Source organism: Pimelobacter simplex, assembly GCF_900114845.1.
GTDB classification, from domain to species: domain Bacteria; phylum Actinomycetota; class Actinomycetes; order Propionibacteriales; family Nocardioidaceae; genus Nocardioides; species Nocardioides simplex.
In genome coordinates this window covers 1387411-1406898 of record NZ_FOUK01000001.1, presented here as the reverse complement: position 1 = coordinate 1406898, position 19488 = coordinate 1387411, and the positions used below count along the sequence as shown (strand labels likewise).

Sequence of the window (19488 nt, the reverse complement as noted above, 5' to 3'; positions counted from 1 at the left end):
GGGTGGCTCAGACGACGCTGAGCGGGAGCAGCTTCTGCCCCGTCGGGCCCACCTGGATCTCGGTGCCCATCTCGGGGCACACGCCGCAGTCGTAGCAGGGGGTCCAGCGGCAGTCCTCGACCTCGACGTCGGACTCGCCGGAGGCAACCGCGAGGGCGTCCTCCCAGTCGGCCCACAGCCAGTCCTTGTCGAGGCCGGAGTCGAGGTGGTCCCAGGGCAGGACCTCGTCGTAGGTGCGCTCGCGGGTGGTGAACCAGTCGAGGTCGACGCCGGTGCCCTCGAGCGCGGTGGCGGCCGAGGCGGCCCAGCGCTCGAACGAGAAGTGCTCGGACCAGCCGTCGAAGCGGCCGCCGTCGCGCCAGACCTGCTCGATGATGCGGCCGACGCGGCGGTCGCCGCGGGACAGCAGTCCCTCGATGATGCCGGGCTGGCCGTCGTGGTAGCGGAAGCCGATGGCCTTGCCGTAGCGGCGGTCGGCGCGGACGGTGTCGCGCAGCGCCTGCAGACGGGCGTCGGTGGTCTCGGAGTCGAGCTGGGCCGCCCACTGGAAGGGGGTGTGCGGCTTGGGCACGAAGCCGCCGATGGAGACGGTGCAGCGGATGTCGTTGCGGCCGGAGACCTCGCGACCGGTGGCGATGACGCGCTTGGCGAGCTCGGCGATCTGGAGCACGTCCTCGTCGGTCTCGGTGGGCAGGCCGCACATGAAGTAGAGCTTCACCTGCCGCCACCCGTGCGAGTACGCCGTCGCGACGGTGCGGATCAGGTCGTCCTCGGTGACCATCTTGTTGATCACCTTGCGCATCCGCTCGCTGCCGCCCTCGGGTGCGAACGTCAGGCCGGAGCGGCGCCCGTTGCGGGAGAACTCGTTGGCGAGCGTGATGTTGAAGGCGTCGACCCGGGTGGAGGGCAGCGACAGCGAGACGTTCGAGCCGTCGTAGCGGTCGGCGAGGCCGGAGGCGACGTCGCCGATCTCGGTGTGGTCGGCCGAGCTCAGGGAGAGCAGGCCGACCTCCTCGAAGCCGGTCTTGCGGATGCCGTTCTCGACCATCGCGCCGATGGTCTCGATCGAGCGCTCGCGGACCGGGCGGGTGATCATGCCGGCCTGGCAGAAGCGGCAGCCGCGGGTGCAGCCGCGGAAGATCTCGACCGAGAAGCGCTCGTGCACCGTCTCGGCCAGCGGCACGAGGGGGTTGCGCGGGTAGGGCCACTGGTCGAGGTCCATCAGCGTGTGCTTGCGGACCCGGTCGGGCGCCTCCGGGTGGTTCGGGACGACGGCCGCGATCTCGCCGCTGCCGGCGTCGTACGACACGTCGTAGAAGCGGGGCACGTAGACCGAGCCCGAGACGGCGAGGCGGCGCAGCAGCTCGAGCCGTCCCCCGGGCCGGCCCTCGTCCTTCCACTCGCGCACGAGCTCGGAGATCTTGAGGACGACCTCCTCGCCGTCACCGAGGACGGCGGCGTCGACGAAGTCGGCGATCGGCTCGGGGTTGAACGCCGCGTGCCCGCCGGCGATGACCACCGGGTGGTCGTCGGTCCGGTCGACGGCGTGGAGCGGGATGCCCGCCAGGTCGAGCGCGGTGAGCAGGTTGGTGTAGCCGAGCTCGGTGGAGAAGCTCACGCCGAACAGGTCGAACGCGCCCACGGGACGGTGGCTGTCGACGGTGAACTGCGGGATCTGCTGCTCGCGCAGCAGCTTCTCCATGTCGGGCCAGACGGCGTAGGTGCGCTCCGCGAGGATCCACTCGCGCTCGTTGAGCACCTCGTAGAGGATCTGGACGCCCTGGTTGGGCAGGCCGACCTCGTAGGCGTCCGGGTACATGAGCACCCAGCGGACCTCGGCGGCGTCCCACTCCTTGGTGACCATGTTGAGCTCGCCGCCGACGTACTGGATCGGCTTGGACACCGACAGCAGGTGCGGCTCCAGCCGGGGGAAGACAGACGCGACGGACTCGACGGACATGAGGTCGATTCTACGGTCCACGCCCTGTCCGCCCGTCATCGTCGCTGGGGGGCTTTTGTAGGATTCCGGCCATGAGCGCCTCCACCTCCGGAAGACTCGGGTGGACGGTCATCGCGCCGCCCGTGGCCGCGATCGTGCTGGCGATCAGCTGGGGCACCCACCCCGCACCCCTCGCGGCGAGCCTGATCGGGGTCGCGCTGATCGCCGCCGTGCTGGCCGCGGTCCACCACGCCGAGGTCGTCGCGCACAAGGTCGGCGAGCCCTTCGGATCGCTCCTCCTGGCCGTCGCGGTGACGGTCATCGAGGTCGGCCTGATCGTGATGCTCATGGTGTCCGGCAGCGGTGACACGTCCACGCTGGCGCGCGACACGGTGTTCGCCGCGGTGATGATCACCGTCAACGGCATCGTCGGCCTCGCGCTGGTCGTGGGTGCCGTGCGCCACCACCTGGCGACCTTCAACCCCGAGGGCACCGGCTCCGCGCTGGCGACGGTGATCACGCTCGCCGGCCTGACGCTCGTCGTCCCGGCGTTCACGACCAGCGAGTCCGGGCCGGTCCTCACCGGCGGGCAGCTGACCTTCGCGGCGCTCGCCTCGCTCGTGCTCTACGGCTCGTTCGTGTTCACCCAGACCGTGCGGCACCGCGACTTCTTCCTCCCCAACACGACGTCCACGCCCGGCGGCTGGACCGCCGACAACGACGCCGACGGCGACGACCACGCCGACCCGCCCACCAACCGCGAGGCCTGGACGTCGGTCGGCCTGCTCGTCCTCTCGCTCGTCACCGTGGTCGGCCTGGCGAAGGTCGAGTCGTACTCCATCGAGGACGCGGTCGACTGGCTCGGCTTCCCCCACGCCGTCGTCGGCGTGGTCATCGCCATGCTCGTCCTCGCCCCCGAGACGATCGCCGCGGTGCGGGCGGCCTCGCGCCAGCGCGTCCAGATCAGCCTCAACCTCGCCTACGGATCGGCGATGGCGTCGATCGGCCTCACCATCCCGGCCATCGCGATCGCCTCGATCTGGCTCGAGGGCGATCTCGCGCTCGGCCTCGAGCCGCTGCAGCTCGTGCTGCTCGTGCTGTCGTCGATGGTCGGCATCCTCACCGTCGTCCCGGGCCGCGCCAAGCCGCTCAACGGCGTCGTGCACCTGCTGCTGCTCGCCGCCTTCCTGCTGCTCACGGTCTCGCCGTGACCGCTCGCCGCTCACTCGTCGCGGCCGGGGTCGCCGCGCTCCTCGCGCTCGCCCCGGTCCTCGCCGGGTGCGGGTCCGACGACACCCCGAGCACCGACGGCGACCGGATCGTCCTCACCCCCGCCAAGGACGGCGGCAAGGGCGTCACCCCGATCGGCAACCCGGTCGGCGACGGCACGACCGCGCAGGTGCGGGGCTACCGGATGGCCGACGTCCGTCTTCCCGCGGCTGACGGGCCCGGCGAGGTGTCGTTCCGGGTCCTCGACCGGAGCGGCCGGCCGCTCACGACGTACACCGAGGAGCAGACCAAGCTCCTGCACCTCTACGTCGTGCGCGACGACCTCGCCGAGTTCCGCCACCTGCACCCGGTGCTGGGCGACGACGGCACCTGGCGCGGCCAGGTCGACCTCGGCGCGCCCGGCCGCTGGCGCGTGGTCGCCGAGCTCATCCCCCAGGGCTCCGACGTCCCGCTCGTGCTGGGCCAGACGCTCACCGTGCCGGGCGCCTGGGAGCCCGCCGAGGTGCCGCGCGGCGAGAGCGCCGAGACCGGCGACGACGGCGTGGTGAAGGTGCGCCTGGTCGCCCCGGGCGAGGTCGGCGACAACGGCCGGCTGCGCCTGGTCGTGACGACCGAGGGCGACGAGGCGGTGACCCTGGGCAGCTACCTCGGCGCGACCGCGCACCTGACCGGCTTCGCGATCGGCACCCGGGGCTTCGTTCACGTCCACCCCTATGGCGCACCCGAGACCGAGAAGGACGGCACCGTGCTGACCTTCCACACCGTCTTCACCCAGCCGGGCGACTACCGGATGTTCGTGCAGGTGCGGGTCGACGGCCTGCTGCACCAGCTGGCGGTCACGGTCCCGGTGACGGGCTAGGACCGTGCTTTAGGCTCCGTGAGCATGACCGGCCTCCGCACGAAGCTCGTCCGCACGTCCATCGCAGCCACGCTGTCCTCGGCGCTGCTGCTCTCCGGCTGCGGCGGGGGTGACGACGGCAAGGACGCCAGCGGCGACAAGACCTCCGCGAGCTCCAGCGAGTCGCCGTCCACCACGCCCGGTGGGGACGCGTCGAGCGAGGGCACCGGCACCGGCACCGGCTCCAGCACGGGCGGCGGCACCGGGACGGGCGCGCTCGACAAGAGCACGTTCTTCGCGACCATCGCCGACGCGCAGAAGCAGGCCGGCTCCTACAAGGCGACCGGGACGACGACCACCCAGGGCGCGTCGGTGACCACCAACAGCGAGGCCCGCTACGACGGCGACCAGCTGCTCGCCCACGCCAAGACCAGCCCCAAGGGCAGCCAGCAGTTCGAGTCGGTGCTCGCCGGCGGCGTGATCTACCTGCGGGGGGCCGGGCTCCCGGTGCCGGCGGGCAAGTGGCTGAAGTTCGACCCGAAGGACAAGTCCAACGCGTCCAGCCCGCTCGCGCCGCTCCTCGCGCTGGCCGACCCGCAGAAGCAGCTGGCCGTGTTCGGCGACCCGAAGGACCTCACCCTCGTGGGCGACGAGAACGTCGAGGGCGTCGACACCAGCCACTACCGGGTCACGGTCGACTCGGTGAAGTTCGCCAAGAACGCGGGTCTCCCCGCCGAGGCCGGCAAGCTGCTGCCGCCCGAGCTGACCATCGACCTGTGGCTCGACGCCGACAACCGGCCGGTCAAGATGAGCCAGGAGTTCGAGATCCAGGGCTCGAAGTCGACCACCGAGCAGGTCTACTCCGACTACGGCGCCGACGTGAAGATCGACGTCCCCGCCGACAAGGACACCGTCACGCCGAGCCAGGCCGGCTTCGGCGCCTGACGCCGGCCTACTTCACGTCGAGGTCGACGGTCGTCACCGGGCTGGTGAACTCGTCGACCCGGATGCTCACCTGGAGCTTCCAGGTGCCCGTCGTCGGGAACACCACGTCGGCGGCGTAGGTGCCGGAGCCGGTCGGCGTCAGCGGCACCTCCCCCAGGTCGACGGACGACGTGCGCAGGGCGACCGCCGGGGCGTCGTGCAGGTCGAGCGGGTCGCCGGCCAGGTTCTGCACCTGGACGATGAGCCGGCGCTGCAGGCCCGGCCCGGGATCGAGGACGGCGAGCACCTTGAGGTCGTCGCTCGCGACGCCCGTGACCACGCCGGTGTCGGCGGTCGGGGCGGCCGCGGGCGGCTCGCCCCCGGGCGGCTTCTGGGTCAGGAAGCCGGTCACGCCGAGGACCGCGACCAGCAGCGCCGCCTCCGCGACGACCGCGCGCCGGACCAGCGCGGCGCCCTGGCGTCGTACGTCGTGGCCGGTGTCGCCGGTGACCCGCGGGAGCAGCCGGTACCGGTTGACCGCGGCGATCGCGGCGACGACGAGCACCAGCGCGACCTTCACCAGCAGCAGCCGGCCGTAGGTCTCGCCGAACAGCCGCGACCACGAGCCGACGATGCGCCAGCCGAGCAGGACGCCCGACAGCGCGAGCGCCGCGAGCAGCCCGGCGGCCAGCGTGGAGAAGCGGGTGAGCAGCAGCGCGGCGTCCTTGGGCCGCCCCGCCACCGAGCGCAGGGTGAGCGCGAGCCCGGTGAGCCCGCCGAGCCAGACCGCCCCGGCGGTGAGGTGCAGCGCGTCGGTGACGACGAGCAGCGCGCTCGGCTCGTACGCGCGGGTGTGCCCGACCAGGGCCGGTGACCAGACCGCGAGCGCGGTGACGAGGTCGACGACCAGCGACGAGCGTCGCTGACCGGCCGCCCATGCGGCGACGGCGAGACCGAACGCCTGGAGCGCCAGCACCTGCAGGTCCTGCTGGACAAGTCCCGGGTCGAGCGCCGCCGGGTCGAGGACGCCGTCCAGCCCGGAGCCGAGCTGGTAGGCGCCTGCCAGCGGGACGGCGGCCGCGGCCGCGAGGACCGCCACCAGCGCACTGCCCCGCAGCACCCGGACCAGGCGGCGTCGTACGTCGTCGGCGAGGCGGACGCCGCGCACCGTCCACGACAGGAACACCGCGAGCCCGCCGGCCAGCAGCAGCGCGACGTAGTCGAGCCCGTGCACGATTGCCTGGACCGTCGGCAGCGCACCGGGCTCGGTGGTCACCGAGCCCGGCGGGACGACCTTGGGGCTCGGCGCCCCGACGTGGAAGGTCAGCGAGCCCGCGATCGGGTGGCCGTCGGCGGAGACCACCCGCCAGGTGATCACGTAGGTGCCGTTGGCGAGATCACCCGGCAGCTCGCCGGTCACCTCGACGCCCGAGGCCTTCGGGTCGAGGTCGACCCGCTTGCCCTCGGCGTCGAAGGCCAGCAGCCCGTCGGGGACGAGCTGGACGGGCTCGTCGAAGGTGAACGTCACCTCCGACGGCGCCTCCGGCAGCACCGCCCCCTCCGCCGGGTCGGTGGAGACGAGCGTGGCGTGTGCCGACGCCGACGTCGCCGTGCCGAGCACCGTCAGGACGGCGACCAGCACGGCCAGGATCAACGCCGGCACACGACGCATCGTCGTCCCTCAGGCCTTGCGGGTGCGCGCGAGCGCGATGCCGCCGACCGCGAGGCCCGCGACGCCGGCCACCAGACCGCCGATCGCCAGGCCGTTGCCGTCGCCGTCGTCGCCGTCGTCGCTGTCGGCCTTGGCGTCGGACTCCTTGTCGCCGTCGGACTCGGCCTCCGCACCGCCGTGGTGGTCACCCTCGGCGCTCGCCGCGGTGATCGTCACCGACGGCGCCGGGTGCGCGAGCTCCTCCTCGTCCTGGCCCTCGGCCGCGGTCTCGTTCCAGTTGGTCGAGCCCTTCACGCAGGTCTGGATGATCGGGAAGGTGAGCGTCTCGCCCTCCTTCTCGGGCAGCTGGAGCGAGAGCGCCAGCGTGTCGCGGTAGCCGTCGGGCAGCGGCGTCCGGGCCGTGTAGACGACCTGGCTCACCCGCTCGGTGACCTCGTTGCCGTGGGCGTCCTTGACCGGCGGGTCGAGCTTCTCCTGGACCTTCTCGACGGTCCAGCTGGGGTTGACCGTCGGCGTGACCTGCGGGACGTCCTCGGGCATCGCGATCGCGATCTTCGTGGTCGGCGACCCCTCGCAGCCGTGCGGGACGGCGAACGTCAGGACGGCGTACCCACCGGCGGAGGTGGTGTCGGGGGTGACCGTCACGTGCGCGCTGGCGGCGCCGGCGCTCAGCGCGACGAGGCCGAGCGCGGCGGTCGCGGCGCCGACGGCGGGCAGGGTGAAGCGGCGGATCTGCATGGATTTCTCTCTTCGTTCGACTCGGGTGTCAGGGGTGGGCAGCGCGCGCCGCCCGCCTCCGCGGAACCGGAGTCAGACGAGCGCGACGGTGACCGCCGCCGGCGGTCCCCGCGTGGGCGCCAGCGCCCGGTGCCCGCGCCGCGCCGGCGCCGGTGCGACCAGGACCACCCGCTGCGGACGCAGCCGCGGCGCGGGGAGCCGGCCCGGCTCCGTCCACGCCAGCAGCACCTCGACCGCACGTCGCCGCAGCGACCACATGGTCCCGGTGACGACGGCCGCGAGCAGGTGCGCGCCCAGCATCGCCGGCGTGAGCCCGAGGAACGCCGTCATCGCGTGCTCGTGCCCGTGCATCCCGGGCGAGAGCGCCACCAGCCACGCATGACCCAGCAGCTGCACCGCGACCAGCACCGGCAGCACCACCCGGATGCTCGCCCGCCGGTGCAGCACGAGGCTTCCGGCGCCGTACACGGCCACGGCGACGAGCCCCAGCCACCACAGCTCCGGGACTGCTCCGCCGGCCGCGACATGCGCCAGGACCAGCGCGGTCACGCTCTCGAGGCTGCCGAGCAGCGCCGGTACGGCCACGCGACGGCGCGGCGTACGGCGGACGGTCAGCACGGGCCCATCTTGCCGGAGATCCGGTGAGGGCTCTAAGTCGCGTGTGCCTGAGGTCGGCGCGGGGGTTGGCCGCGGGGTTGTGTCGGACCCTCCTGATCTAATACGGGTATGACTTCGACTGCGCTTCTCGCCGACCTCCGGGCTGGGGTGCGGGTGCGGGAGGAGTCGGTGGTTGCCGAGTGGGCCGGGATCGTGGAGTGGGCCGCGGGCAACACCGTGGCTGATCCGGGGGCGGGTGTAGCAACGATCCGGGACGGTTTCGTCGACACGGGCCTGCCGATCGCGGGCGAGGGCGCGCCGCTGGTCTCGGAGTTCGCACTCATGGAGCTGATCGCCGTGCTGGGCCGCTCCCCCGACGGTGGCCGGGTCTACGTCGGCCGGGTCCTGGAGTGCGCGTGGCGCCTCCCGCAGGTCTATGCGTCGGTGATGGCGGGGCGGTTGGCGCCGTGGCGGGCCGAGCGGATCGCCGAGGCCACGCGGCCCCTGTGTCGCGAGGCCGCCGCCTTCGTGGATCGCCAGTTGTTCAACGCCACCGGAGTCGGCTGGGCCCAACTGGAGCGGTTGATTGCGGAGGCGGTCATCCGCTTCGACCCCGAGCGCTACGAGGCCGAGCGGGCGGCCGCGACCGACCACCGCTATGTCGAGGTCGGCGCCGCCGACACCAACGGCCTGGTCTCGATCGACGGCCTCCTCGACGCCGCCGACGGTGCCGACCTCGACCAGGCGATCAGCCGCCGCGCCACGCTGCTGGGCCGGCTGGGCAACGAGGCGAGCCTGGATGTGCGCCGCTCCCAGGCCCTCGGCGACCTCGCCCGCAACGACCTGACGCTCGATCTTGAGGGCTCATCTGGCCGCCGTGCCGTGCTCAACGTGCACATCACCGACACGACCCTGCTCGGGACCGGGACCGGCGCCAACCCGGTCGGCCGCTGGGACCAGACCCCGATCAGCGCGGCGCAGATCCGCGAGTGGCTCGCCCAGCCGGGCATGTCGGTGACGGTCCGACCGGTGATCGACCTCGCCGACCATGTGCCGGTCACGGCCTACGAGATCCCCGACCGCCACCGCCAGCAAGTCGAGCTCCGCGACCACACCTGCCGCTTCCCGTACTGCACCCGAGCAGCCATGCGCTGCGACCTCGACCACGCCACACCCCACGGCCAAGGCGGGCCAACCTGCCCCTGCAACCTCGTCCCACTGTGCCGACGCCACCACCGCGCCAAGACCCACAGCACCTGGCGCTACCAAGTCACCACGACCGGCACGTACCTGTGGCGAAGCCCGTCCGGCTTCCACTTCGAGGTGAGCCACCGCGGAACACACCCACAAGAGCACTCCGATGATCGCGAGGACCCCGAGCCAGGGGTGTACCGGCAACAACCAGAAACCAACTGACGAACCGCAACCAGCTACCTAGACCCTTGCGGCGCGCCACCACGCCATCAGTAAAGAAGACCCCGACCCGAGGCAACCTCACGATCGATCGCCGCGACCAGCTCCGCACGGAGACCGTCGTGGGCCACCCCCAGCCCGTCCCGTACGACGTCCACCCGGCGCTCCCAGTGGTGCAGGGCGGCCGGCCAGCCGACGAGCTCGGGCGGCTCCCAGGTGTAGCGAGGCGTCACGTGGGCGTGGAGGAAGGCGTCGGTGTTGCCTTGGATCTCGAGGTTGATCCGGCGGAAGGCCGGGTCGCGGCGGGCGCAGACGGAGGCGACGGCTCGGCCGAGGAGGGCCAGGTCGGCGAGGAAGGCGTGCTGGCGCGCCACGGGGAGGTCGGTGAGCTGGTCGGCGGTGGGGTCGTCGGTGATGAGGACGCAGTAGCCGGGCAGGTGCTGCACGTCGCCGATGACGGCGAAGCCCGCGCCGAGCCGGCGCAGGACGGTGGGGTTGGTGCCGGCGAGGGCGGTACCGACCCGATCAGCCCGGAAGTCGGGCACGTCGGAAACGTCGGAACCGTCGGAACCGTCGGCTCCGGTCACGACCGGACGAGGACCCGCTGCTGCGGGGCGAGCCGCGAGGCCGGTGCCGAGAGCGTCCGCAGGTGGATGTTCTGGAGCAGGCCGACGGCGAGCATCCCGGCGAACATCGACGAGCCGCCGTACGACACGAAGGGCAGCGGGACGCCGGTGACGGGCATGATGCCGAGGCACATCCCGATGTTCTGGAAGGCCTGGAAGCCGAACCAGCAGGCGATGCCTGCGGCGGCGATCCGGCCGAAGACGTCGTCGGTGCGGGCAGCGATCCGGAGGGCGCGCCAGAGGATCACGCCGAGGAGCAGGACGATGAGGGCGGCCCCGGCGAGCCCGAGCTCCTCGCCGGCGACGGTGAAGACGAAGTCGGTGTGCTGCTCGGGGACGAAGCCGGACTGGGTCTGCGAGCCCTGGAAGAGGCCCTGGCCGAAGAGGCCGCCGTTGCCGACGGCGATCCGGGCCTGCTCGACGTTGTAGCCGGCGCCCTTGGGGTCGAGGGCGGGGTTGGTGAAGGCCAGGAAGCGGTCGACCTGGTACTCCTTCAACATCCCGCTGACGACGGCGAAGGCGGCCGCGCCGATGCCGCCGACGGCGAGGAGGCCGAGCCAGCGGCGGTCGGCGCCGGAGGCGGCGATGACGCCGAAGACGGTGGCGGTGAGGACGAGCATGGTGCCGAGGTCCGGCTGGGCCAGGATCAGGACGGCGGGCACGCCGGCCACGAGCAGCATCAGGACGACGTCCAGGGTGCCGACCCGGTCGCGCCAGCGGCGGTCGCTGCGCTCGGCGACGACGAGCGCCATGCCGACGATGACCGCGAGCTTGGCGAGCTCGGAGGGCTGGAACGACATCCCGCCGAGCATCAGCCACGAGCGCGAGCCGTTGACCGTCGAGCCCATCACGAGCACGAGGAGCAGGCCGCCGATGGCGATGAGGTAGCCGATGGGCGCGAGGATCCGGACCCACCGGTGGTCGGTGACGACGACGAGCGCCATCAGGCCGAGACCGATGACGACGTTGACCACCTGCTTGAGCAGGAAGGCGCGGGTGTCGCCGCCGGTGAGGTCGTTGCGCTCGAGGGTGGCCGACCAGACGAGCAGGCAGCCGAGCATCGAGAGCAGGAGGACGGCGGCGAGGAGCACCCGGTCGATCTCGGCCCAGCGCAGGAACGAGACCCGGCGCGAGGCGGTGGTGCGGTGCGGCCGGGAGCCGGCCTGGATCCGGTTGCTCACGAGTCGTCTCCCTTGCTCCGCCCGGGCGGCAGGATCGAGCCGTCCTCACCGAAGACGGGGAGGTTGCGCGGCGGGGTGGTGCCGGGGATGGCGGCCTTGCCGGGCTTCACCTGGTCGCCCTCGACGCCGTAGAGCGCCTCCCAGATGGCGCGGACGCCGTCACCGGTCGACCCGGAGCCGGTGCCGCCCTGGCTCATCATCATCACGACGACGTAGTCCTTGGTGTACGACGCGACCCAGCCCGTCGACTGCTTGCCGTAGACCTCGGCGGAGCCGGTCTTGGCGCGGATCTGCACCTTGTCGAGCGGGAACCCGCCGAGCTTCCACTGCATCGTGCCGACGGTCGCGACGCCCTTGAGCGCGTCGTCGAGGTAGCGCAGCACGGTGGCGGGGATCTTGACCTTGCGGTCCTTCTGGGGCTTGATCTCGCGGATCACCTGGCCCTCGGGCGAGACGATCGCCTTGCCCACGCGCGGCTCCCACAGCGTGCCGCCGTTGGAGATCGCGGCGTACGCCCGGGCCAGCTGCAGCGGCGTGACGATGGTGTCGCCCTGGCCGATGGCGAAGTTGGCGGCGTCGGGCAGGCGGTACTTCCAGCCCTCGATGCAGAACTCGCGGGAGAACTTGTAGACGAAGTCGGACGTCTTGTCGTCCTGCGGCTTCTTCGCGATGCCGCAGTAGTAGCCCTTCATCGACTCGTAGTAGTCGCGCTTCCACTTGCGGTCGGCGACCCGGCCGGACGCCTCGCCCGGCAGGTCGACGCCGGTGCGCTTGCCGAAGCCGAACTTCTCGGCCTGCTCGACCAGCGGGTCCTTGGCGTTGACGTCGTCGGGGTCGGAGCCGAGCGTCTGCCAGAAGTGCATGCCCACCTGGAAGAAGAAGGTGTTGCAGGAGACCTCGAGCGCCTTCGCGAACGAGATCGGGCCGTAGCCGGCCGACTCGTGGTTGTGGAAGGCGCGGTTGCCGATCTGCACCGACGACGAGCAGTTGAGGATCGTGGACGGCGTGTAGCCGTGGGTCATCGCGCCGACGGTCATGAACGGCTTCCACGTCGAGCCGGGCGCGAACTGGCCCTGGAAGGAGCGCGCGAGCAGCGGCGTCCCGGCTGCCTCGGAGTAGAGCCTCTTGAGCTGCTTGTCGGTGATGCCGCCCACCCAGACCGAGGGGTCGTACGTCGGCTGGCTGGCCATCGCGACGATCCGGCCGGTCTTGGCCTCCATCACGACGGCCGCGCCGGAGTCGGCCTCGAAGTTGCGGTTGGTCACCGGGTCGCGGGTGGCGCGCTGGGTGGCGATCATGTCGGCGAGCTGCTTCTCGACGACGCTCTGCACCTTGGCGTCGATCGACGTCACGAGCGTGTCGCCGGGCTGCGCCTCGAGGTCCGAGACGTCCTGGCGGACCCGGCCCTTGGAGTCGACGGCGACCTGCTGGTAGCCGGGCTGGCCGCGCAGCCACTCGTCGTACTCCTTCTCGACGCCGGCCCGGCCGACGACGGAGGCGCCGTTGACCGAGCTGTCGCCGGCCTCCTCGGCGGACTCGAGCTCGTCCTTGGTGATCGGGCTGAGGTAGCCGAGCAGGTGCGCCGCGTTGACGCCGTAGGGAGCGGGGTACTGGCGCACGCTCTGCCGGTCGACGACGACGCCCGGGAAGTCCTCGGGCTGCTCGAGGATCCGCAGCGCCGCGGCCTCCGGGACGTCGAGCGCGACGGGGACCGGCTGGTAGGGCGAGCCGTTCCAGCAGGTGCCGGCGACGGCGTCGGCGTCCCCGCAGAGGAGCAGCTTGGCCTCGATCTTGTGGGCCTTCATGCCGATCGCGCGACCGGTGCGGTGGAGCAGCTCGGTGCGGTCGGCCTCGGACATCCGGCCGAGCAGGGTGCGGTCGAGCGAGACCACCCAGATCAGCCGGTTGCTGACGAGGGGACGGCCCATCGCGTCGACGACGAGCCCGCGCTGGGGCTGGACGACGATGTCGCGCACGGACTGGGACGCGGCCTGGCCCTGGTACTGCTCCCCCGAGATGACCTGGAGGTAGTAGAGCCGGGCGCCGAGGGTGGCGAGCAGCGAGAAGACGAGGGTCTGCAGCACGACCAGGCGGAGCCGGCTGCGGTGGGATGCGGTGGTGGCCATGTCCTAGACCCGCACCCGCATCCGCTGCGAGGGGCTGTCGCTGGTCAGCCGGCGGAAGAGCCAGAAGGACGCGGGGATCACGAGCAGCGCGACGACCACGTCGAGCACGAGCGCGACGACGGCGACCGTGAGCAGGTCGCCGACCGCGGCACCCGAGTCGCCGAGGAGCAGGCCGGTCAGCGCGAACACCGACGTGCCGACGAAGGAGCCGCCCGCGGCCGCGCCCAGCAGCACCGGCAGCGGCGGACGCCGGACGCCCTCGCGGGCGAAGCGGCTGCCCGCACCGGCGTCGCCGGCGTTGTCGTGGACGAGCCGGCCCACGACGTACCCGACCGCCATGAGCGCGAGCGCCCAGCGGCCGGCGATGTGGTCGGCCGGCGGCGCGAGGTCGAGCATCAGCCCGGCGAAGAAGCCGGTGAGCGTGGCGAACCGGGTGTCGGTGGCGAGCGCGGTGGCGACCACGGCGAGCAGCACGAGGTCCGGGACGACGCCCAGGCCGCCGACCTGCCACGCGAACGGCGGCAGCACGGTGACCTGCAGCAGCAGCGCGGCCACGACGGCGAGCAGGACCGCGACCAGCCGCGCGGTGGAGCCGGTCCTCATCGCGTCACCAGGCTTCCGTCGGCCTCGATCACCCGGCCGGCGGTGCCCGAGGGCACCACCACACCGACCAGGTCGAGAGCAGTGAAGTCGACCGCCGGCGTGATCACCGCGCGGTAGGAGGTCTCGCGCAGAGACTCGTAGACCTTCTGCACGGTGCCGATCGGGACGCCCGCGACATAGGGGGAACCGCCCTCGCTCCCCCACGTGACGACCGTCTGGCCGGCCTTGGGGACGACCTTGCGGTCGGCGAGCTCGAGCTCGAGCCGGTCGTCGACGCCGAGCGTGCCGTGCCCGCGGACGAAGCCGAGCTCCATGTTGTCGCCGATCCGGCCGCCGACCGACGACGAGTCGTCGACGATGAGCAGCACCGTCGCGGTGTGCGCGGTCACCGACGTGATCCGCCCGACCAGGCCCTCGCCCGCCACCACGGTCATGTCGGGGTGCAGGCCCGCGTCGGAGCCGGCGTCGAGGACGACCGAGCTGCGCGCCGACTGGGCCGAGGACATCGAGATCACCCGCGCGGGCACGAGCGCGTAGCCGAGGTCGCCGGCCACGGCCTGCAGGTCCTTGAGGGACTTGGCCTGGTTGGCGTTGTAGGCCGCCTTGTCGGACCGGTTGCGGAGCTCCTGGTTCTCGGCGGCGAGCGTCGCGACCTCCTCGCGGAGCGCGCCGTTGGTGCGGAACCGGTCCGGGATCGACGTGACCGGGCGGACCGCCGAGGCCACCCCGGCCTGGGCCGGCCCGACCACCTCGCCGACCACGCGGCGGGCGGCGTCGAGCGGCGAGCCGTCGCCACCGGCCTTGTCGACCGCCATCAGCGCGGCGCTGGCGAGCACCAGCGCGACCACGAGCGAGCGGGAGGGGCGTCCGGCGTCGCGCTCGCCGTCGAGCGGACCGCCACGGGAGGCGCCGGTGCGGCGTACGGGTGCCATCAGAACCGCCGGGGGTTGGTGACGAGCACCTGCTGGAGAGCCTCGAACTCCTCGACGCAGCGGCCCGCGCCCATCGCGACCGAGACCAGCGGGTCGTCGGCGACGTGGACGGGCATGCCGGTCTCGTGGCGGATCCGCTCGTCGAGGCCGCGGAGCAGGGCGCCGCCGCCGGTGAGCACGATGCCGCGGTCCATGATGTCGCCGGCCAGCTCGGGCGGGGTCTGGTCGAGCGTGACCCGGACGGCGTCGACGATCGCGTGGAGCGGCTCCTCGAGCGCGTGCCGGACGTCGGCGCTGGTCACCTCGACCGTGCGCGGCAGGCCGGTCACCATGTCCCGGCCGCGGACCTCGCCCTCGGGCTCGCCCGGGCGAGGGAAGGCCGAGCCGAGCGTCATCTTCACGTCCTCGGCGGTGCGCTCGCCGAGCATGACGCCGTGCTCCTTCTTCATCCACGCGATGATCGCGGCGTCGAGGTCGTCGCCGGCGGTGCGGATCGAGAGCGACGTGACGATGCCCCCGAGGGAGATGACGGCGACCTCGGTGGTGCCGCCGCCGACGTCGACGATCATGTTGCCGGTCGCCTCGTGCACCGGCAGCCCGGCGCCGATCGCCGCGGCCATGGGCTCCTCGACGACGTACACGCGGCGGGCGCCGGCCTGGTAGCCGGCCTCCTTGACCGCGCGCTGCTCGACCGGCGTGATCGAGCTGGGGACGCAGATGACCATCCGCGGCTTCGCGAAGTAGCGGCGCCGGTGCACGCGCGCGATGAAGTGGCGCAGCATCTGCTCGGTCGCCTCGAAGTCGGCGATCACGCCGTCGCGCAGGGGGCGCAGGGCGGTGATGTTGTCCGGCGTCCGGCCCAGCATCTGCTTGGCCTGGTGCCCGACGGCGATCACCTCGCCGGTGCTGTCGTTGAGCGCCACGACGCTCGGCTCGTCGAGCAGCACACCCCGCCGGCGGACATAGACGAGCGTGTTCGCGGTGCCGAGGTCCACGGCCATGTCGCGGCCGATGATGGAGTTCGCCCTCACGCTTCCTCGCAAGACGTCGCCGGACCGACCGGTTGGGGCCGGGTCCGCTCGCGCGCGTCTGGGGAAGCCGGCTCACCCCGGGGAGATCACCGGGGAGACCTCCGTGCGCACGCTCCGACGGCCTCCGTCAGCGAGCGTAAGCAAGGAAGGCGGTCACACGGGGTAGCCACGCCGTGTCGGCGTGGTGTAGTACCCCGGGCTCAGCCGAGGTTCGGGAACCAGAGCGCGATCTCGCGCTCCGCCGACTCCGGCGAGTCGGAGCCGTGCACGAGGTTCTCGCGGTTCGACAGCGACAGGTCGCCCCGGATGGTGCCCGGCGCCGCCTTGCGGCCGTCGGTCGCCCCGTTGAGCGCGCGGACCACCTCGATGGCCTCGTCGCCCTCGAGGACGAGCGCGACGAGCGGACCGCTGGTGACGAACGTGCGCAGCGGCGGGTAGAAGTCGCGCTCGACGTGCTCGGCGTAGTGGGCGTCGGCCATCGCGGCGTCGATGTGGCGGTGCTCCAGGGCGACGATGCTCAGTCCCTTGGCCTCGAACCGGGCCAGCACGTTGCCGACCAGGCCGCGGCGGACCGCGTCGGGCTTGAGGAGGACGAGGGTGCGTTGGGTCACGTGCGTGACCCTAGGCCATGCGTCCCGGCCGTTTGTAGGTTGGCCCCGTGGACGAGCTGTGGGATCCGGCGGCGCCGGGCGTGCTCACCCTCCCCTCCGGGCTGCGGGTGCGGGGACGGGGACTGAGCCGGCCGCTGCCCGCCGGCCCGCTCCCGACCTACGGCGTGTACCTGCTCGGCAAGGCGCCGGACCCCGTGGCCTGGCCGAGCCGCTGGGTGCGCTGGCCCGACTTCCGGCTGCCGGCCGACCCCGACGACCTCCCCGCCGTCCTGACCGACGTGCTGCGCCGGGCAGCCTCCGAGCGTGTCGAAGTAGCGTGTTCCGGCGGCCGAGGACGCACCGGTACGACGCTCGCCTGCCTCGCCGTCCTCGACGGCGTCGCGCCGGACGAGGCGGTCGGCTTCGTACGACGGCACTACCACCCGCGCGCGGTCGAGACGTTCGGCCAGCGTCGGTTCGTACGACGGTTCGGGCCCGGGGTCAGCGGCGGTCGAGCGACCGGGTGATCACCTTGTTGGCCGAGCGCTGGAAGCCGCGCACGATGGCCTCGAGCGTGAGCCGGCGCAGGGTGGCGATGGTGGCCTCGAGCTGGGCGGCATCCTCGCGGGAGTGACGGCGGTCGTGGCGCCAGGGCTCGACGACCTCGTCGTGCAGGACGACGGTCAGCTCCTCGGCCAGCGCCGACATGTGCCGCTCGATGGCCTCGCCGGCCGCGCGCATGCCGGCCACGGGGATGTCGACCTGGAGCAGCTCGACGGCGACGTCGAAGCCGTGCACGGGCGTGTAGCGGACTCGGCCGCGGTCGTCGGTGCTCCGGCGGAGCATGCCGAACTCCTCGACCAGGGCGACCTCCTCGTCGGTGAGCCGGCGTCCGGCGTGCTCGTCGAGCTGGCGGCGGGTGAGCTCGGCCGGCTCCCCCACGGTCCAGGAGGTGAGCATCGCGCGCTGGACGGCGAGGTCCTCGACGCCGGCGTCGGCGGGTAGCGAGGCGAGGTACTTCTCGATCGCCTGGAGCGTGAAGCCGTGCCCCTGGAGCGCCCGGATCATCTCGAGGCGGGCGAGGTGGGTGTCGTCGTACCAGGCCATCCGGCCGCGCCGCGCGGGCGGCGGGAGCAGGCCGAGGCTGGCGTAGTAGCGGGTGGTGCGCACGGTCAGGCCGGCGGCCGCGGCGAGCTCGTCGATGGTGCGCAGGCCCTCGTCGCGCTCGGACGACGGTCCCGACTCGACCCCGATGGCGCTCATGACTGTCACAGTACGGCTGTCATTTCAGCGACGCAACGCGGGGATGAACGGAGGGGTTGACGTACGTCACATCCGCGGGGACAGTACCGGTGTGACAGTTCTACTGTCATTCTCGACTGCCCCGCGAGAGACAGGAGTGACGATGCCGGCCACCAGCGCGGCTCGCGTCCTCCCGGCGCTCGCCCGTCCGCTCGGCGAGGTCGTCGGCCTCCTGCGGTTCGGCCGGCAGGTGTTCGCCGCGGTCCTCACCAGCATCGGCAGCCGCCGCTTCCCGCTCGCCGAGACCGTGCTGCAGACCTGGTACGCCATCCGGGTCTGCACGCTGCCGGCGCTCGCCGTGTCCGTGCCGTTCGGCATCATCCTGGCGCTGCAGGTCGGTGTGCTCGCCCAGGAGGTCGGCGCGGTGGCGTTCACCGGCGCCGGCAACACGCTCGCCGTCGTCCGCCAGGCCTCTCCCCTGATCACCGCGCTGATGCTCTCCGGCGTCGCCGGCTCCGCGATCTGCGCCGACCTCGGCTCGCGCCGGATCCGCGAGGAGATCGACGCGATGGAGGTGATGGGCCTCCCGGTCGTCGAGCGGCTCGTCGTGCCGCGGATGTTCGCGATCGTCGCGGTCGCCGTGCTCCTCAACGGCGTCGTCATGTTCTTCACGATCATCACTACGCTCGGCGTCAGCGTCGTGCTGCAGGACCTGCCGCCGGGCAGCTACCTCGCGTCGGTGACGACGCTCGCCCAGCTCTCCGACCTGTGGCTCTCGCTGACCAAGGCGGCGATCTTCGCTGTCATCTGCGCCGTGGTCGCGTCGTACAAGGGGCTGCGGGCCGGCGGCGGCCCGACCGGCGTCGGCGACGCGGTGACCAGCGCGGTGGTGACCAACTTCGTGCTGCTCTTCGCCGCCAACTTCGTCATCTCCCAGGTGCACAGCACGTTCGCCGGGGGTCCGATCGGATGACGGCGATCGAGCAGACCGTCGACAGGGCGGTGGTCGGTCCGCTCGCCGGCATCGGCCTGCAGCTCGTGCTCGCCTGGCGCGCGGTCGCGGCGCTGCCGGTCGCGCTGACCCGCTACCGCGGCGAGATCCGCCGGGTGCTCGCCGACGTGACGCTCGGCTCGGGCATCTTCCTGGTCGGCGGCGGCGTGGTCGGCGTCGTCCTGCTGCTCTCGACGCTGACCGGCACCGAGGTCGGCCTCGAGGGCTACCAGGGCCTCGACGTGATCGGCCTGGCTCCGCTCACCGGCTTCATCTCCGGCTACGCCAACACCCGCGAGCTGGCGCCGATGGTCGCCGCGCTCGGCTTCGCGGCGCGCATCGGCTGCGGCTTCACCTCGCGGCTGGGCGCGATGCGGATCAGCGAGGAGATCGACGCCCTGGAGTCGATGGCGATCCGGCCGATCCCCTACCTGGTCAGCACCCGGCTGGTCGCGGCCTGGATCGTCGTCCTGCCGCTCTACCTGATCGGCCTGGTCGGCACGTACGTCGCCACCGACGTCATGGTCACCACGTTCTACGGCCAGTCGGCCGGCACCTACGACCACTACTTCCGCACGTTCGTCGCGCCGGTCGACGTCATCTACTCGGCGATCAAGGTGGTCGTGCTGACCACCGTCGTCACCCTGATCCACTGCTACCACGGCTTCACCGCCACCGGCGGGCCCGAGGGCGTCGGCCGCGCCACCGGCCGCGCGATCCGGGCCAGCATCATCTCGCTCACCGTCGTCGACATCCTGCTGACGCTCGTCCTGTGGGGCGTCGACCAGCAGGTCCAGATCTCCGGGTGACGGCGG

General features: G+C 72.3%; 19 protein-coding genes. 7 read left to right on the top strand and 12 right to left on the bottom strand.

Annotated features, from left to right (window positions below):
* Positions 1-7 precede the first annotated feature (7 nt).
* Positions 8-1960 carry a TIGR03960 family B12-binding radical SAM protein gene (locus tag BM223_RS06860; protein WP_038680607.1) on the bottom strand — a complete coding sequence of 651 codons (1953 nt, stop codon included), beginning with the start codon at positions 1958-1960 and terminating at the stop codon, positions 8-10.
* Positions 1961-2031: 71 nt separating this feature from the next.
* Between BM223_RS06860 and BM223_RS06855 the strand changes: the two genes are divergently transcribed.
* Genes BM223_RS06855 through BM223_RS06845 form a run of 3 tightly spaced genes read left to right on the top strand, consistent with a single transcriptional unit; the run spans position 2032 to position 4952 of the window.
* The gene (locus tag BM223_RS06855; RefSeq protein WP_038680609.1) at positions 2032-3150 is read left to right on the top strand and encodes a calcium:cation antiporter; all 1119 of its coding nucleotides are present in this window, start codon (positions 2032-2034) and stop codon (positions 3148-3150) included.
* A complete protein-coding gene (locus BM223_RS06850) occupies positions 3147-4028 on the top strand; it encodes a hypothetical protein (protein ID WP_052138882.1) in 882 nt (293 codons plus the stop codon). Before BM223_RS06855 ends, BM223_RS06850 begins: the two co-directional genes overlap by 4 nt.
* A 24-nt stretch (positions 4029-4052) precedes the next feature.
* On the top strand, positions 4053-4952 hold the full coding sequence (locus tag BM223_RS06845) for an SCO4651 family lipoprotein (protein WP_038680610.1): 900 nt from the start codon (positions 4053-4055) through the stop codon (positions 4950-4952).
* A gap of 7 nt (positions 4953-4959) precedes the next feature.
* Here BM223_RS06845 and BM223_RS06840 read toward each other — a convergent pair whose 3' ends face one another.
* The 3 genes from BM223_RS06840 to BM223_RS28285 all read right to left on the bottom strand — a co-directional run bounded on the left by BM223_RS06840 (position 4960) and on the right by BM223_RS28285 (position 7959).
* Positions 4960-6594, bottom strand: coding sequence for a copper resistance CopC/CopD family protein (locus BM223_RS06840; protein ID WP_052138883.1), 1635 nt, complete (start codon positions 6592-6594; stop codon positions 4960-4962).
* 18 nt (positions 6595-6612) lie between these two features.
* On the bottom strand, positions 6613-7341 hold the full coding sequence (locus tag BM223_RS06835) for a YcnI family copper-binding membrane protein (RefSeq protein WP_038680612.1): 729 nt from the start codon (positions 7339-7341) through the stop codon (positions 6613-6615).
* A gap of 72 nt (positions 7342-7413) precedes the next feature.
* The gene (locus tag BM223_RS28285; protein WP_038680614.1) at positions 7414-7959 is read right to left on the bottom strand and encodes a hypothetical protein; all 546 of its coding nucleotides are present in this window, start codon (positions 7957-7959) and stop codon (positions 7414-7416) included.
* A 108-nt stretch (positions 7960-8067) separates the two neighbouring features.
* Between BM223_RS28285 and BM223_RS06825 the strand changes: the two genes are divergently transcribed.
* Positions 8068-9354, top strand: a complete 1287-nt coding sequence (locus BM223_RS06825; protein WP_038680616.1) for an HNH endonuclease signature motif containing protein — start codon at positions 8068-8070, stop codon at positions 9352-9354.
* Positions 9355-9401: 47 nt separating this feature from the next.
* On the opposite strand, the gene BM223_RS06820 is transcribed toward BM223_RS06825, so the two are convergent.
* The 7 genes from BM223_RS06820 to ndk all read right to left on the bottom strand — a co-directional run bounded on the left by BM223_RS06820 (position 9402) and on the right by ndk (position 16461).
* Entirely contained in the window at positions 9402-9896 is a 495-nt protein-coding gene (locus tag BM223_RS06820) for an HIT family protein (RefSeq protein WP_038680618.1), read from the bottom strand.
* A gap of 38 nt (positions 9897-9934) precedes the next feature.
* A complete protein-coding gene (rodA, locus tag BM223_RS06815) occupies positions 9935-11158 on the bottom strand; it encodes a rod shape-determining protein RodA (protein ID WP_075018485.1) in 1224 nt (407 codons plus the stop codon).
* A complete protein-coding gene (gene mrdA / locus BM223_RS06810) occupies positions 11155-13284 on the bottom strand; it encodes a penicillin-binding protein 2 (protein ID WP_038680620.1) in 2130 nt (709 codons plus the stop codon). The genes rodA and mrdA overlap by 4 nt, the downstream gene beginning before the upstream one ends.
* Before the next feature lie 3 nt (positions 13285-13287).
* Entirely contained in the window at positions 13288-13887 is a 600-nt protein-coding gene (gene mreD / locus BM223_RS06805; protein ID WP_052138884.1) for a rod shape-determining protein MreD, read from the bottom strand.
* Entirely contained in the window at positions 13884-14819 is a 936-nt protein-coding gene (gene mreC, locus BM223_RS06800) for a rod shape-determining protein MreC (protein ID WP_038680621.1), read from the bottom strand. The genes mreD and mreC overlap by 4 nt, the downstream gene beginning before the upstream one ends.
* On the bottom strand, positions 14819-15850 hold the full coding sequence (locus tag BM223_RS06795) for a rod shape-determining protein (protein ID WP_269465042.1): 1032 nt from the start codon (positions 15848-15850) through the stop codon (positions 14819-14821). The genes mreC and BM223_RS06795 overlap by 1 nt, the downstream gene beginning before the upstream one ends.
* Before the next feature lie 200 nt (positions 15851-16050).
* A complete protein-coding gene (ndk, locus tag BM223_RS06790) occupies positions 16051-16461 on the bottom strand; it encodes a nucleoside-diphosphate kinase (RefSeq protein WP_038680623.1) in 411 nt (136 codons plus the stop codon).
* A gap of 47 nt (positions 16462-16508) precedes the next feature.
* Here ndk and BM223_RS06785 point away from each other — a divergent pair, with 47 nt between their 5' ends.
* Positions 16509-16967 carry a protein-tyrosine phosphatase family protein gene (locus BM223_RS06785; protein ID WP_038680625.1) on the top strand — a complete coding sequence of 153 codons (459 nt, stop codon included), beginning with the start codon at positions 16509-16511 and terminating at the stop codon, positions 16965-16967.
* On the opposite strand, the gene BM223_RS06780 is transcribed toward BM223_RS06785, so the two are convergent.
* Complete coding sequence (locus tag BM223_RS06780) at positions 16942-17703, bottom strand: MerR family transcriptional regulator (protein ID WP_052138885.1); 762 nt, start codon at positions 17701-17703, stop codon at positions 16942-16944. The genes BM223_RS06785 and BM223_RS06780 overlap by 26 nt on opposite strands.
* A gap of 142 nt (positions 17704-17845) precedes the next feature.
* Between BM223_RS06780 and BM223_RS06775 the strand changes: the two genes are divergently transcribed.
* The gene (locus BM223_RS06775; RefSeq protein ID WP_052138886.1) at positions 17846-18655 is read left to right on the top strand and encodes an MlaE family ABC transporter permease; all 810 of its coding nucleotides are present in this window, start codon (positions 17846-17848) and stop codon (positions 18653-18655) included.
* Complete coding sequence (locus tag BM223_RS06770; protein ID WP_038680627.1) at positions 18652-19482, top strand: MlaE family ABC transporter permease; 831 nt, start codon at positions 18652-18654, stop codon at positions 19480-19482. The genes BM223_RS06775 and BM223_RS06770 overlap by 4 nt, the downstream gene beginning before the upstream one ends.
* Positions 19483-19488 lie beyond the last annotated feature (6 nt).